A 12,985-nucleotide genomic window follows, 5' to 3' on the forward strand; every position below is an offset into this window, starting at 1 on the left:
AAGATTTATGATTTAAGATTAAAGTTTATGGGAAGTAAAATTATAAGCGTAAAAGTCATACCTAATTCAAAAATTAATAAAATTGTTGAACAAAAAGAAAATTTTTTGAAAATAAAATTAACTGCTCCAGCGCATGAAGGCAAGGCTAATAAAGCCTTAATAATTTTTCTAAGCCAGGAACTTAAAATCCCTAAAAGTAAAATCAAAATTATTTCAGGTGAAAAATCCAGGGAGAAAAAAATTTTGATTTCTTAGTTATATTCTCAGCTCTAAAAAACTCAAATTTCTTGAGTTTTTTTATTTGACAAATTTTTTAGCAAGCACTAAACTCAAAAAAAAGGCACAAGGTGCCAAAAGGAGGAAAAATGTCCCTTAAAAAATATCAAAAGGCTTTGGCGTCATTAGCTTTTCAAACCGAAAATGTCCAACCCAGGCGCTATATTGATTACTACAGAAACTATTATGACGATGACGTTCACTTTTTTGAAGTCCTGGATCCTTTTGAAATGGATGCGCACAAGATAATCAACAGCAAAGCTTTCCGCCGGCTGCAATATAAAACGCAGGTTTTCCCAACGCCAAATAATTCGCATATTCGCACCCGGTTATTGCATGTAAAAGAGGTTGAATCAACCGCCGTATTGCTCGCCACAATTCTGGGTCTAAATGTGCCGATGTGCAGGGCGATTGCCTTGGGACATGATATTGGCCATGCGCCTTTCGGCCATTTTGGTGAAAAATATTTGACCCAAAAGTCTGGGAAAATTTTTTCACACGCAATTAACGGCGCTCTCATTGCCCAAAGAATAGAACGAAAAGGAGCCGGTCTTAATCTGTGCAAAGAAACACTGCAAGGCATTTGCCATCATTCGCGTACTCAAGATCCGAATCTGACACTTTCCCAAAACGTACCCGAAGAATTCAATGTAATAATGCTGGCGGATAAAATAGCTTACGTTTTCTCAGATTACAATGATGCAAAAAGAAATAATTCCATCAAAGAGCCAAACGACTCAAACATTGAATTTTTTGGAAAAAGACAAAGGCTCCGCGCTTATCACTGCATTGAAGCTTTAGTGGAAGAGAGCGCAGAACAGGGGAAAATTGCCTTTGCTCAATCACAGACAGCTAAAGAGTTCAAAATTCTGCGGCAATGGCTGCAAAAAAATGTCTACCAGCCAATCAAATTTGACATACAGGCCATTTACTTTGAAAGGCTGTTGGACTTCTTTAGCTCTGAAAAAGACTACCAAGACTGCGATCCTTATGTCTTGCTCTCCTTATTAACAGACAACGAGGTCTTCCAGTTTGGCGAGTATTGCAAAACTGCCAGAATCCCCACTAGCGAAAATTTGGCGAATTTCGGCATTAAGGAAATTGCTCCCTGGATTAAGGGGAAAAAACTGGATTTTTCTTCTCCTAAGCTGGATTGGTAAAAATAAAAAAACGCTTCCCGTATCGCGGGAGGCGTTTATTTTTTTATCTAATTATCGCTACAAACTGCTGAATTCCTATTCAAGGCACTGGATCATGACCGCCTGGAGAAAGAGGATGGCAACGTACAATTCTTTTAATGCCCAGCCAGCTGCCTTTAATTATGCCATATTTTGAAATTGCCTGATATGTGTATTCGCTGCACGAAGGATAGAATCTACAGCCTAAAAAAGGAAAAATTTTAGACATAAAACCATGATCAAAGGATAAAGTTTTTTGATAAAGCCTTATAACCATTAAAACTACTATGCGCAGTTGGAAGCTAAACCATTTAGTAATTTTCATACTAGCAATTTGGCCTTAAATAATGTCTGGGATAAAATCTCTCCCATTTTTTTATATTCTAAAACCTTGCCTTGCTTATTAATAATTTTGGGGGAGAGGATAATGATAATATCATAACCGTTTTTGATGCTGGAGATATTTAAGCGGATGAGTTCGCTCAAGCGCCGCCTGATTAAATTCCTTTGAGTTGCCTTCTTGCTTACCTTTGTTGAAACAATTAAGCCAAAACGCGACATATTTAAATCATTCTTAACATACCTAATTAAAAAAACAGGGGCATAGGCTGTCTGGCCCTCTTGACTGACTTTGGCAAAATCATTTTTTTTCCTTAAGCGATAAATTTTTTTTAGCATAAAATTGTCCTGATACAAAATTAGACTCTCAAGCCATGCTCGTAGAGTCTAATAATAATCTATTTTCTTAATCTTTTTTCATCAGAGACTGTTAATTTTTTTCTGCCCCTGCTGCGGCGTCGTTTTAGCACCAATCTCCCCTTTTTTGAGCTCATTCTTACTAAAAATCCATGGGTCTTGGCTCTTTTTCTTTTCTTAGGCTGGTATGTTCTTTTTGGCATAAACTAAAATTAAATTTATAAGGCTAAATTTTGGCTATCTCTACCTAATAGATTAGCACCTGTGGAAAAATTTGTCAAAAGGAAAAATATGTATTAAGCTGTATCCACAGTATATAAACAGCTTATAAACTTTTATGTCTTGGCTTATATTTTTCTATATTTTCTTTTATGCTATTATTTCAATATAACATACTTCTCCTAAAAAATTCTTCAGGGGCCCTATGAATACTCAACAAATTTGGCAAGCTGTTTTAGGCGAATTAGAGCTCTCTTTGAGCAAAGCTAATTTTACTACCTGGTTTAAGGGTACTTTTATCTTAGAAATGGATGAGCTCACTGTTATTATTGGCGTACCAAATGCTTTTACTAAAAATTGGCTGGAAAAAAAATATAATACTGAAATTCTTAAAGCTCTGCGCGAATTAAGTGAGATTAATTTTAAAGAAATTTCCTTTAAAGTCGCCTCTAAAAAAAACCAAGCCTCCCAGGCACTGGCCGAAATTACCAAGCCAACCCAAAATTCTTTTTCTCCGGAAAGGCTAACTGTAGAAAAAAGCTATTCAGCTAATCCTAAAGATTTGCCGGGTCTTGCTTATGGCTTAAATCCCAAATATACTTTTTCCGCCTTTATTGTCGGCAAAGGCAATGAACTAGCCAGGGCAGCAGCTCAATCAGTTGCAGCCACTCCCGGAGAAACCTATAATCCTCTTTTTATTTATGGCGGCGCTGGCTTAGGCAAAACCCATCTTTTACAGGCGATCGGCCATGAAATAGCCAAAAATTACAGCAAGAAAAAAATACTTTACTTAACCTGTGAAAAATTCACTAATGATTTTGTTAATTCTGTGGCTAATGGCAAAGCCTACAATTTTAAAGACCTTTATCGTTCCGTTGATGTCTTATTAATTGATGACATCCAGTTTTTAGCTGGCAAAGAAGGCACCCAGGAGGAATTTTTTCACACCTTCAATGCCTTACATCAAAACAATAAACAAATTGTTTTGTCTGCTGACCGTCCGCCAAAATCTATTCCGGCCTTAGAGAATCGTTTATTGACCCGGTTTGAATGGGGCATGATCGCAGATATTTCTCTGCCTGATTATGAAACTAGGCTGGCAATTTTAGAAACAAAGGCTCTGGAAAAAAAATATGCTCTTGATCGTGCTATTCTTAATTATTTAGCGACAAATATTTCCAGCAATATCAGGGAATTAGAAGGGGCTTTAAATAGAATTATTGCCTTTCATCAATTAAATGCCATCCCGCCAACCCTGGAAAGCGTAAAAAAAATCCTGGTTGGAATTACCACCAATCTGCAAAAACGATCTCTTATACCCAAAGATATTATTTTAGCTGTTTCTAATTTTTATGATGTAAAATTAGAAGATCTATTGGGCAAATGCCGAGAAAAAAAGCTCGTTAATCCCCGCCAAATTGCCATGTTTTTGCTCAGAGAAGAAATTAAAAGTTCATTTCCCACCATTGGCCAGGAATTGGGCGGACGAGACCACACCACGGCCATGCACGCAATTCATAAGATACAAAATGATTATGATAATGATGAAAAAACGCGCCGGGAAATAGAGCAGATCAAACAACGCCTTTATACTATTTAAATTTTTGTGTAAAACAAGTTGATAAACCACTGGATTTCTGAGGACAGACCCTTTAAAAGCTTGCGAAAAACTATTCACACTTTTAAGCCTTTGGTGGATAAAAAACTAGTTTAAATTTTATCTGTTTTTTTCTCCACAAGCCATACACAAATCTTACCTGGCATCCTAAACAAGTTATTAAACAGTTTTTTTAAAAAAACTCCTTTATAACCGTTAAATTTTGAACTTTTCTCAACTTATCCACTTCCTTATTACTATTATTACTTTTATAAATTAATTATTTAATAATATAAATATGAAAATATCCTGTACTCAAGAAAATTTAAACCAAGGTCTAAATATTGTTTCTCATATTGCCAGTAAAAATACATCCTTGCCGATTTTAAGCAATGTTTTAATAAAAGCTGAAAAAGGCGTCTTAAGTTTTATTACCACAAATTTAGAAATGGGGATTAATTGTTTGGTCAGGGGAAAAATTGAGCAAGACGGCAGCTATACTGTAAGTTCAAAATTATTTAGTGACTATATAAATTTATTGCCAAATCAAAAGATTGAAATAGAGTTAAAAGATGATTTTCTACAAATAAAATCAGCTGATCAGGATACGAAAATTAAAGGTAATGGCTCTGAAGAATTTCCCCTAATTCCTCAGGTTGAAAAGAAAAACCCTTTTTCTTGCAAGATTTCGGATTTACTTAAAGCTCTTTCCCAGGTTTTATTTGCAGTTTCTGTGTCAGAAACCAGGCCGGAAATATCAGGCGTGTATTTTAATTTTAGCGATAATTTTCTAACCCTGACTGCTACTGACAGCTATCGCTTGGCGGAAAAGAAAATTAGGCTGAAAGAAAAAGTTAAGGCTGACAAAGAAGTGATTATACCAGCCAGAACAATTGCTGAATTGTTCAGGATTTTATCAGGCTATTCTGCTGGCCAGGAAATGTCTGGCGAAGAGACGGCCGCTTCAGACCAGCTTCAAATTTACTTTGAAGACAACCAAGTTTTATTTGAATTTGACAGCGTGGAATTAATTTCCAGAATAATTGAGGGCCAGTACCCGAATTATAAGCAGATAATTCCAGCCAGTCATAAAACCAGGGCAGTTGTCAGCATTGCCGAATTTATTAAAGCAGCTAAAACAGCGGCCTTATTTTCCCGTACCGGCATTTATGATATTAATTTGGAGTTTAAAGCAGGTAAGCTGATTGTTTCTTCAACTAATAGCCAATTAGGCGAGAATCAGACAAAGATTGAAACTAAGGTAGAAGGCGAGGATAATAAAATCGTGGTTAATTTTCGTTATTTATTGGATGGCTTGCAAAACAGCGATTCCTCAGACATAATTTTTGAAATGACTGATAATAACAACCCCTGCGTTTTAAGGCCGGCTGAAAGTTTGAATGAAAAAAAAGAAGCGATCGCTTCTGAAGATTATCTTTATATTATCATGCCGATAAAGCAGTAAAAAGTTAAGAGAATCGCTATCCCTCTAATTCGTCAAAAATGCAGGTTGTGGTTAATTTACGAAATAAATTCGCATAGAAACGAGTTAAACGAAATAAAAATAGCTCTTTTCCACCCTCGATTTGAAGTACACACTTTTATATTATAGAATAATGCAATTTCAAATTCAAAGAAAATCAAATCAAAAACCGAAGTAAAGAAAAGATTGGATTGGCTGAAAACAGAATTATAAAAATTGAAATAATAAACCAAAATATTAACTTTAATTATAAATATGCCAAACCAAGAAAAAGAACCAAATCCAATGCAAAAACCTGAAGAATCTACAAAAGAAGGCGTAGAAGCACTAAGTCCTGATTTTTTTGATAAATTTAGCTTAGCAAGATCTATTAGTGGCGAAAGAGCTTCCGAAGAGGATGAGACCAAAAGAGATAAATTAAGACAAGAATTTGATTCTCTTATTCAATATTTGGGAAAAGAGGTTAAGATGCATATTAAAACAGATAAACAAATATCTGATTTTATAGACCAAGTTTTAGAAAAATGCGATTTTGATAACCTTGTAAAAAAAGACGGTAAAATTATAAAAATCCGCCATGACAACACTATTGATGATACGTGGAGGGATATTCATCGAATAGCTTTTCCAGATGCTTCATTAGACAAGCTTGCCCTAATAGATAAAAAATTTCATTATATTTCTAACTTTCTCCTTTTTGAGTTTTGGATGAAGGTGCGAGATAATTTTTCCGACGAAAGAACATGGAATATTTTAAAAGATAGATTACTGGATGGTTGTAATTATATTATGCTGGATATGAATAAAGATTATATGGATCAAGTAACTCCCGAAGTATATTTAAAATATTTAAAAATGATTAAGAACGTTATTTCAGAAAACCCCAAATTGGAGAAAGAGATATTAAAATGGTTATGGCTTTCTTCTGAAGCAAAAAAATATTTAATGAAAGAAAAGGAGGGCGCTGAACTGATTTCATATCTGGAAAACAGGAAAAAGGAAAGTGAAAAAGAAGATTAGTTTTTCAATAATTAAGGAAAGAATTTTACAAAAAAATGTTTTAAGTGTGTGCTAAATTTATGTTTTCACCCAAGAGCTATTTTTACATCGTTTAACACGGTATATCCGATATCGCATTAAAATTTTAAGAAATCCATCAAGTCACCAAATTAAGGCGACATCGGATATACCGAAACGTTAAGTGAAATTTTGCCCAATTTTCTATAAGATATAAATATGGATTTTCAATTTAAAAGAAAAAGACTTGATACTCTTAGCAACAAACAAATGTTGGACGAATTAGAAAAGGTTGCCAAGCACTTTAACTATGTAGAATTTGGTTGGCGTGATTTCGATAAAGTAGCCAATATTAGTGCTGGTTCAATAAAAAACCACTTTGGTAATTGGACAAAAGGTCTTGAAGCACTTAGACAGCATCTTTCGCAAAAAGGGCTGGACTTATCACCGCGTCCTCACGCTCCTAATAGAAAATATTCTGATAAGGATTTATTCGATGAAATGGAAAGAATTTGGAAATTGAGAGGACAAAGACCTTCGCGCACAGAATGGGAAATGTCTGAGCCAAAAATTTCTTATGGTATTTATAAGCATCGTTTTGGTAGTTGGGTAGCTGCTTGTAGTAAATTTATTGAGTACAAAATGGGCAACGAAATTTTGGCAGATGATTTTATTCTACCGGAGCGCGAGGACAAAAAAACACAACGGCCAGTGTATAAAAGAGAAAATTCAAGAAACATATCTTTATCAGTGAGACTGAAAGTATTAAATAGAGATAACTTTCGTTGTGTTTTTTGCGGAAAAAGTCCAGCCACAGATATTGGCACAAAACTACACCTTGACCACATCAAGCCCTTTTCTAAAGGTGGCAAAAGTTCAATTGAAAATCTACAAACATTATGCGCGGAATGTAATCTTGGAAAAAGTGATAACGAAGAAATTAGGCAAAACATCACTTAACACGGCATATACGGTTCCGCTTCGCTCCACCCATATTGCTAACGCAACATCGTATATGCCGAAACGTTAGACGAAATATCGTTAAATTATAGACATGTTAACCCAAATAATTTCAGGTTTCATAATAGCAGTCGTGTCATTTTTCTTTGGCTATTTTTTGTTTACAGTGCAACGAAAAGAAGCTATTAGACTAGAACTATTTAAGAAGAGATTAGACTGCTATGATAAAATAATGGCCTTTATGCAAAAAATAGACCAGGAAGTTATTGCCAATAATTTTTTAATCGATAAAATGGAAAATGAAAAATATGTTTTGGAGATTTACAATCTAACTCTACCCAATCGGCATTATTTATCTGAAAAAATCCATGATTTACTCGAGCTGGATTTAGTTAATTTATTTGACACACTTCCTGAAAGTGCAGGCGATTTAGAACAAAAATGTGATCAAATAAAAGTACTAATACAAGACGAGGTCGGATCATATATTATTGACACAAAACATATAAAAAAAATCATTGGCAACAACAAGAAAAAAGATACTATTTTAAAACATTACGAAAAAGTATAATTTAACGATATTTCGCCTAACACGGCATAAGCGGCTACTCAAAAATTGAAAACTTACTCTAACTTAAAAATATGAAAAAAATTATTTTCCCATTTTACAACAAAGATCGTCACAAATTCCTCGCAGAGAAATGGTGGTTTCGGGCAATAATCGTAATTTATGTAATTGGCTTCATTATTACACCATTCGCAATTTGGTTTTGGCACGTCAAAGAGTCTTCTGGCTGGTGTTATAATAGCCTATACATTTACTACGATGACAAACCTGCATTTGATGCACAACTAGCAGATTGTACAAGATTTGCCCGAGAAGCATGGATAAACGGAATACCAATAGCTATTTTAGGTTGGTTAATAATTCATTATCTTATACAAATAATTTTTTTCAAAATAATTGTAAATTATATTGTTTTAGGGAGGAAAAAGTAACTTTCCAATTTTTGTTCAGTCCATATTTACTGGCAGTAATGCACTTCGCGCAAAATTATATTGCCAGAAAACATCGCTTATACCAAAACGTTATGCAAAGCCGAAAAAATTCTTAGAAAATAAATGTGCCTTCAACTAAAATAAAAAAGTTATTTGAGCAAATTAAGCCATTATACGCGAGGCGCAGCAAAGAAATTTTATTTCATGGCTGGCACCATATTCTTTTTGTTAGAAACAAAGCCTTGTTTTTTTCTAAGTCAGTTAATGCCAATAAATTAATTGTAGAAGCGGCTGCTTTAACACATGATATTAATTATATTGTTAAACCCAATTCAGAGCCAGAAATAGGCAAAAAGCTTCGCCAAAAATTATTAAGTAAGGCAGGTTTTACTTTTGAAGAGAAAAATATGATTGAAAAGGTTATTCTGGAAGCTCATACCAGAACACGCATTAGAAAGATTTCCCCTGAAGGCATGGCTTTAAGCGATGCTGATACATTGTTTAAAGCTCTACCTATTACGCCAATAGTTTTAGCTCAAAAGTATCTGCTCCAAAATAAAGTGGACTTATTAAAACTTGCCCGCAAAATAACTGCCGAACAAAATCCACTAATGAAAAAAAACATTTATTTTTATACTGCTTACGCTAAGAAAGAATATTTGCATTGGGCTAAAGTGAATTTGATGTTATGGAATAATGTTGTTGAGGCGTTAAAAGACAAAGATGTAAGGAATATTTTACAAATTGTTAATCAATTAAAAATTAATAAGTAAAGTATTACATATTTACGCTGCTTGGGCTTTAAGAAGAAGCATGTTAAAAGGCTTCTTTTTTTATTAGAAATTAGGTAATCTCTTTTTGAGCATTTTGGATTAGAAAAGAAAAAAGTCTCCTAGATTATAAAATCTAAGAGACCTTGTATGTGTTTGGGGTGACATCATCAATTTTCTCGGCCAGCCAATTCCAGAGCTGTTTTGATCATTAGATCAAGATTTGTATCAGGATTTACTCCGGCGGCAGCAACTTCAGTGCGTTGGGCGAAAAGAGGCAGACGGTTGAATCTTTTTGGTATCTCTTGACCAGTCAACTTGTTGTAGGCAACTTTGCCAAGCCTCTTTGTTTTCCAGCCAACATTTTTAAACGTTGAAGGAAAAATGTGATCCAGATATACTTCACCCTCTTGAAGTTCAGGATGCTGGAAACCAATACTTACCATCGATACCCCCTCCTTAAGCAGGTTTCTTTTGGAGTACCATCACCCAATTAGTTGGGCGAATTCCCAGAAGATTTGGGATGTTCCCGAAGCTTTCAAAATTCAGGCGAGCCGTTTTAATCTCCAGGGTTGGATCATTTTTATACTTTAAAGTGGCCGCTTCTTCGTCTGTTTCTTCGACAATAACAACAAGAGTTCTTGACATTTTTACCTCCTAGGTATATTTGTTTTTTCTGAAGAAATAGCACCTTTTATAAAAAGGTACGCCCAAATAAGAATTATGTCAATAGGGCAGTAAAAATTAAGCTGGCAGAAAAAACAGAGAAAAGAGCGGTTTTTGTTTCAGTAAAAGTGTGTTAAAATTAAGACAAGATGGAATGCCAGAAACCTAAAAATTTAAAACAATGTAATTGCTCTTATGCGTGTCCTAGAGAAGGGTTGTGTTGTGAGTGCTTAAGATATCACCGCAAAAGGAGGGAGCTACCCGCCTGTTATTTCACTCCAGAACAAGAAAAAACATATGATCGTTCAATCGCATATTATTTAAAAAATCATAAAAATTAGCATTGCCCGCTAAAGCGGGGTATAAATAAATATACTATGACAAAACTAATTTTTGACATTGAGACAATTGGCGAAGATTTTGATTTAATGGATGAAACAACCCAAAAGGCTTTAACCCGCTGGTTAAAAAGAGAGGCTTATTCAGATGAGGCTTACAAGACTGCCTTGGCTAATATAAAAAATGAACTGGGGTTTTCACCCTTGACTGGACAGATTGCAGCCATCGGGGTTTTAGAAGTTGAAACGAATAAAGGCGTTGTTTATTTCCAGGCGCCTGGGCAAGATATTAAAGAGAAAGAAGAAGGCGGGATTAAATTCAAGATGGCCAGTGAAAAAGAAATGTTAGAAAAATTTTGGCAAGGCGCGATTAATTACACTGAATTTGTAAGCTTTAACGGCCGTGGTTTTGATGTGCCATATTTAATGCTTCGTTCCGCAGTCCATGAGGTTAAGCCAACTAAAGATTTAATGTCCAATCGCTATTTAAACAGTCAGAAATTTAATGCCATGCACATTGACCTGATGGATCAATTATCGTTTTATGGCGCCATGCAAAGGAAAGGCAGTTTGCATCTATATTGCCGTGCTTTTGGCATTAAAAGCCCAAAGGCTGAAGGAATTAGCGGTGATGATGTGGCTGCTTTATATAAAGCCAAGGAGTATGAAAAAATTGCTAAATATAATTCCTGGGATTTACGCGCAACACGTGAAGTTTTCCTTCGCTGGAACCAATTTATTAACATAAAGTGAAAATTTTTAATTTATAATTATAAATTTTTAATCAATGACTAAATTTAAAAATTTTAAATAGTTGGATTTTAAGCATTTAAGAATTTAAAATTGATTTAGCCCTAAAAATTTAGAATCTAGCCTTAAAATATGTTGTGGCTTTACATTACAATTGCAGCTTATTTGCTTTTTGCCCTGGCTAATATCGGAGATAAATTAGTTGTCAGCAAATTTAAAACAGCGCCAATTGCTTATGCTTTTTATGTCGGAATTTTGGGCGTCGTTGCTGTTATATTATTACCCTTTGGAGTAAAATGGATTAATTTTAATTTGCTGGTGATTTCTTTTTTCGCAGGCGTAGCCTTTATTATGGCTGCTTTTTTTATGTATAAGGCCTTGGCCCAGGGCGAAGCCAGCAGAGCCATTACTTTACTGGGCAGTTCCAGCCCTATTTTTACTTTTTTGCTCTCAGCTGGAATTTTGCAGGAAAAATTGAATGATGAAGAATTAATATCATTTGGCATTTTAGTTTTGGCAATTATTTTGCTTTCCCAGCATAAGCCAGATGGCAAAAAAACCAAGATTCACTGGGAATTAATTATCTGGGCTTTATTAGCAGGATTGTTTTTTTCCATTAATTATGTTTTGACCAAATTCTTATTTTACCAAGAAACTTTCGTGACTGTTTTTTTCTGGACCAGAATTGGCGGGGTTTTAACGGCTCTCTTTATTTTCGGCTTAGCTAAAACCAGGAAAATAATTAAAAAAGATTGGCAGAGGCCAAAAAAGCAAAAAGGACTTTTAGTTTTTGGCATTCAGCTGGTCGGTGGCTTGGGCGTAATTTTTCAAAGCTATGCCTTGAATTTAGCCAGCGCAACGTTGGTTAATGCCTTGCAGGCTATTCAGTATGCCTTGGTTTTTATCATGGCAATTTTTTTAGGCAAAAAAATTCCCGAGCTAAAAGAAAATTTAGCCAAGCGGGAAATTATTATAAAAATTATCGCGATTATATTGGTGGCTATCGGCTTATATATATTAACCTCACAATAATATATGAAATCTAAAAAGCCAATTTTATTTATGATTATTTTTATTTTCGCCATTCTGATTGTAGGGCTTATCTTTTGGGCCAAAGAAAGCTATAACCCCAATAAAAAAATTATTTATGGCGTAACTTTTACCAAAAGCTTTGCCAAATATCTGGATTTGGATTGGCGTGAGGTGTATAAAGAGACCTTAGATGACTTGCAGGTCAGATATTTGAGGATCCCTGTTTTTTGGGATGAAATTGAGCCTGAAAGAAATCTTTATAATTTTACTGATATTGATTGGCAGGTTGCTGAAGCTGAAAAACGCGATGCTCATTTAATTTTAGTTTTAGGCCGCAGGCAGCCACGCTGGCCAGAATGCCATGATCCAGCCTGGGTGGAAGGGCTGCCTTACGCTGAAGTCAGGGCAAAGATTTTAAATAATATTAAATTAGTGGTAACCCGCTATAAAAACAGCCATGCTGTAGAAATTTGGCAGGTTGAGAATGAACCTTTTTTAGATTTTTTTGGCCAATGTTCAAAGATGTCCAAAAAGGAACTGCAAGAAGAAATTGATTTAGTAAAATCTTTAGATAAACGCAAGGTTTTAATTACTGATTCAGGAGAGCTCAGCACTTGGTATCCCAGCATAAAAATGGGTGATATGTTCGGCACTAGTATATATCGAGTAACCTATAATAAATACATTGGCTATTGGCGTTATTGGTTTGTGCCAGCATCTTTTTATCGCTTGAAGGCTTTAATTTACTCCAAACCTTTAGATGCGGTAATTATTTCTGAATTACAAGCTGAACCATGGTTTTCTTCTGGACCCAAAGGAAGTCCATTGTCTGAGCAATATAAAACCATGAACGCAGACCAATTAATAAAAAACGCGGATTATGCCAATCAGACAAATTTTTACCGCGCATACTTTTGGGGAGTGGAGTGGTGGTATTGGTTGAAAACAGTTGAAAAAGACAATTCTGTTTGGGAAGCGGCAAGCAAATATTTTAAAAGTTAACC

Annotated in this window: 18 protein-coding genes; 13 read left to right on the forward strand and 5 right to left on the reverse strand. The window is 34.9% G+C overall.

The window, feature by feature from the left end; translation table 11 throughout:
* Positions 1-27: 27 nt before the first annotated feature.
* Positions 28-255: a DUF167 domain-containing protein gene (locus tag WC460_02410; GenBank protein ID MFA5188189.1), complete on the forward strand. Its 228-nt coding sequence runs from the start codon at positions 28-30 to the stop codon at positions 253-255.
* A gap of 110 nt (positions 256-365) precedes the next feature.
* Positions 366-1,436 (forward strand): HD domain-containing protein, encoded by a 1,071-nt coding sequence (locus tag WC460_02415; protein ID MFA5188190.1) that lies wholly within the window; start codon positions 366-368, stop codon positions 1,434-1,436.
* 79 nt (positions 1,437-1,515) lie between these two features.
* Here WC460_02415 and yidD read toward each other — a convergent pair whose 3' ends face one another.
* Genes yidD through rpmH form a run of 3 tightly spaced genes read right to left on the reverse strand, consistent with a single transcriptional unit; the run spans position 1,516 to position 2,353 of the window.
* On the reverse strand, positions 1,516-1,749 hold the full coding sequence (yidD, locus tag WC460_02420) for a membrane protein insertion efficiency factor YidD (protein ID MFA5188191.1): 234 nt from the start codon (positions 1,747-1,749) through the stop codon (positions 1,516-1,518).
* A gap of 26 nt (positions 1,750-1,775) precedes the next feature.
* Positions 1,776-2,132, reverse strand: a complete 357-nt coding sequence (rnpA, locus tag WC460_02425; protein ID MFA5188192.1) for a ribonuclease P protein component — start codon at positions 2,130-2,132, stop codon at positions 1,776-1,778.
* Between the two features lie 59 nt (positions 2,133-2,191).
* Entirely contained in the window at positions 2,192-2,353 is a 162-nt protein-coding gene (gene rpmH / locus WC460_02430) for a 50S ribosomal protein L34 (protein ID MFA5188193.1), read from the reverse strand.
* Positions 2,354-2,574: 221 nt separating this feature from the next.
* On the opposite strand from rpmH, the gene dnaA reads away from it, so the two are divergent.
* From dnaA to WC460_02465, 7 genes are all read left to right on the forward strand, one after another.
* On the forward strand, positions 2,575-3,969 hold the full coding sequence (dnaA, locus tag WC460_02435; protein MFA5188194.1) for a chromosomal replication initiator protein DnaA: 1,395 nt from the start codon (positions 2,575-2,577) through the stop codon (positions 3,967-3,969).
* 295 nt (positions 3,970-4,264) lie between these two features.
* Entirely contained in the window at positions 4,265-5,431 is a 1,167-nt protein-coding gene (dnaN, locus tag WC460_02440) for a DNA polymerase III subunit beta (GenBank protein ID MFA5188195.1), read from the forward strand.
* 273 nt (positions 5,432-5,704) lie between these two features.
* The gene (locus WC460_02445) at positions 5,705-6,469 is read left to right on the forward strand and encodes a hypothetical protein (protein MFA5188196.1); all 765 of its coding nucleotides are present in this window, start codon (positions 5,705-5,707) and stop codon (positions 6,467-6,469) included.
* A gap of 216 nt (positions 6,470-6,685) precedes the next feature.
* Positions 6,686-7,426 (forward strand): HNH endonuclease, encoded by a 741-nt coding sequence (locus WC460_02450; protein MFA5188197.1) that lies wholly within the window; start codon positions 6,686-6,688, stop codon positions 7,424-7,426.
* A gap of 94 nt (positions 7,427-7,520) precedes the next feature.
* Positions 7,521-7,997, forward strand: coding sequence for a hypothetical protein (locus WC460_02455; GenBank protein ID MFA5188198.1), 477 nt, complete (start codon positions 7,521-7,523; stop codon positions 7,995-7,997).
* 71 nt (positions 7,998-8,068) lie between these two features.
* Positions 8,069-8,425 (forward strand): hypothetical protein, encoded by a 357-nt coding sequence (locus WC460_02460; protein ID MFA5188199.1) that lies wholly within the window; start codon positions 8,069-8,071, stop codon positions 8,423-8,425.
* 125 nt (positions 8,426-8,550) lie between these two features.
* On the forward strand, positions 8,551-9,198 hold the full coding sequence (locus WC460_02465) for an HD domain-containing protein (protein MFA5188200.1): 648 nt from the start codon (positions 8,551-8,553) through the stop codon (positions 9,196-9,198).
* Between the two features lie 167 nt (positions 9,199-9,365).
* Here WC460_02465 and WC460_02470 read toward each other — a convergent pair whose 3' ends face one another.
* Both WC460_02470 and WC460_02475 read right to left on the reverse strand, forming a co-directional pair.
* On the reverse strand, positions 9,366-9,641 hold the full coding sequence (locus WC460_02470; GenBank protein ID MFA5188201.1) for a hypothetical protein: 276 nt from the start codon (positions 9,639-9,641) through the stop codon (positions 9,366-9,368).
* Between the two features lie 13 nt (positions 9,642-9,654).
* The gene (locus WC460_02475) at positions 9,655-9,843 is read right to left on the reverse strand and encodes a hypothetical protein (protein ID MFA5188202.1); all 189 of its coding nucleotides are present in this window, start codon (positions 9,841-9,843) and stop codon (positions 9,655-9,657) included.
* A 167-nt stretch (positions 9,844-10,010) separates the two neighbouring features.
* Here WC460_02475 and WC460_02480 point away from each other — a divergent pair, with 167 nt between their 5' ends.
* The 4 genes from WC460_02480 (at position 10,011) to WC460_02495 (ending at position 12,983) form a co-directional block, all read left to right on the forward strand.
* Positions 10,011-10,202 (forward strand): hypothetical protein, encoded by a 192-nt coding sequence (locus tag WC460_02480; protein ID MFA5188203.1) that lies wholly within the window; start codon positions 10,011-10,013, stop codon positions 10,200-10,202.
* 36 nt (positions 10,203-10,238) lie between these two features.
* A complete protein-coding gene (locus WC460_02485; GenBank protein ID MFA5188204.1) occupies positions 10,239-10,952 on the forward strand; it encodes a ribonuclease H-like domain-containing protein in 714 nt (237 codons plus the stop codon).
* A 129-nt stretch (positions 10,953-11,081) separates the two neighbouring features.
* Positions 11,082-11,981, forward strand: coding sequence for an EamA family transporter (locus tag WC460_02490; protein MFA5188205.1), 900 nt, complete (start codon positions 11,082-11,084; stop codon positions 11,979-11,981).
* Positions 11,982-11,984: 3 nt separating this feature from the next.
* On the forward strand, positions 11,985-12,983 hold the full coding sequence (locus WC460_02495) for a hypothetical protein (protein MFA5188206.1): 999 nt from the start codon (positions 11,985-11,987) through the stop codon (positions 12,981-12,983).
* Positions 12,984-12,985: the final 2 nt, after the last annotated feature.

It is taken from the genome of Patescibacteria group bacterium (assembly GCA_041651155.1).
GTDB lineage: Bacteria > Patescibacteriota > Patescibacteriia > CAIXNZ01 > CAIXNZ01 > JAPLYF01.

Excerpts from the sequence above, each read along its gene's own strand:
- WC460_02445 (MFA5188196.1), top strand. The coding sequence starts at position 5,705 with ATGCCAAACCAAGAAAAAGAACCAAATCCAATGCAAAAACCTGAAGAA.
- WC460_02470 (MFA5188201.1), bottom strand. The coding sequence starts at position 9,641 with ATGGTAAGTATTGGTTTCCAGCATCCTGAACTTCAAGAGGGTGAAGTA.
- WC460_02415 (MFA5188190.1), top strand. The coding sequence starts at position 366 with ATGTCCCTTAAAAAATATCAAAAGGCTTTGGCGTCATTAGCTTTTCAA.
- WC460_02460 (MFA5188199.1), top strand. The coding sequence starts at position 8,069 with ATGAAAAAAATTATTTTCCCATTTTACAACAAAGATCGTCACAAATTC.
- WC460_02495 (MFA5188206.1), top strand. The coding sequence starts at position 11,985 with ATGAAATCTAAAAAGCCAATTTTATTTATGATTATTTTTATTTTCGCC.
- WC460_02410 (MFA5188189.1), top strand. The coding sequence starts at position 28 with ATGGGAAGTAAAATTATAAGCGTAAAAGTCATACCTAATTCAAAAATT.
- WC460_02450 (MFA5188197.1), top strand. The coding sequence starts at position 6,686 with ATGGATTTTCAATTTAAAAGAAAAAGACTTGATACTCTTAGCAACAAA.
- rpmH (MFA5188193.1), bottom strand. The coding sequence starts at position 2,353 with ATGCCAAAAAGAACATACCAGCCTAAGAAAAGAAAAAGAGCCAAGACC.
- WC460_02455 (MFA5188198.1), top strand. The coding sequence starts at position 7,521 with ATGTTAACCCAAATAATTTCAGGTTTCATAATAGCAGTCGTGTCATTT.
- WC460_02485 (MFA5188204.1), top strand. The coding sequence starts at position 10,239 with ATGACAAAACTAATTTTTGACATTGAGACAATTGGCGAAGATTTTGAT.
- rnpA (MFA5188192.1), bottom strand. The coding sequence starts at position 2,132 with ATGCTAAAAAAAATTTATCGCTTAAGGAAAAAAAATGATTTTGCCAAA.
- dnaN (MFA5188195.1), top strand. The coding sequence starts at position 4,265 with ATGAAAATATCCTGTACTCAAGAAAATTTAAACCAAGGTCTAAATATT.
- WC460_02475 (MFA5188202.1), bottom strand. The coding sequence starts at position 9,843 with ATGTCAAGAACTCTTGTTGTTATTGTCGAAGAAACAGACGAAGAAGCG.
- dnaA (MFA5188194.1), top strand. The coding sequence starts at position 2,575 with ATGAATACTCAACAAATTTGGCAAGCTGTTTTAGGCGAATTAGAGCTC.
- WC460_02490 (MFA5188205.1), top strand. The coding sequence starts at position 11,082 with ATGTTGTGGCTTTACATTACAATTGCAGCTTATTTGCTTTTTGCCCTG.
- WC460_02480 (MFA5188203.1), top strand. The coding sequence starts at position 10,011 with ATGGAATGCCAGAAACCTAAAAATTTAAAACAATGTAATTGCTCTTAT.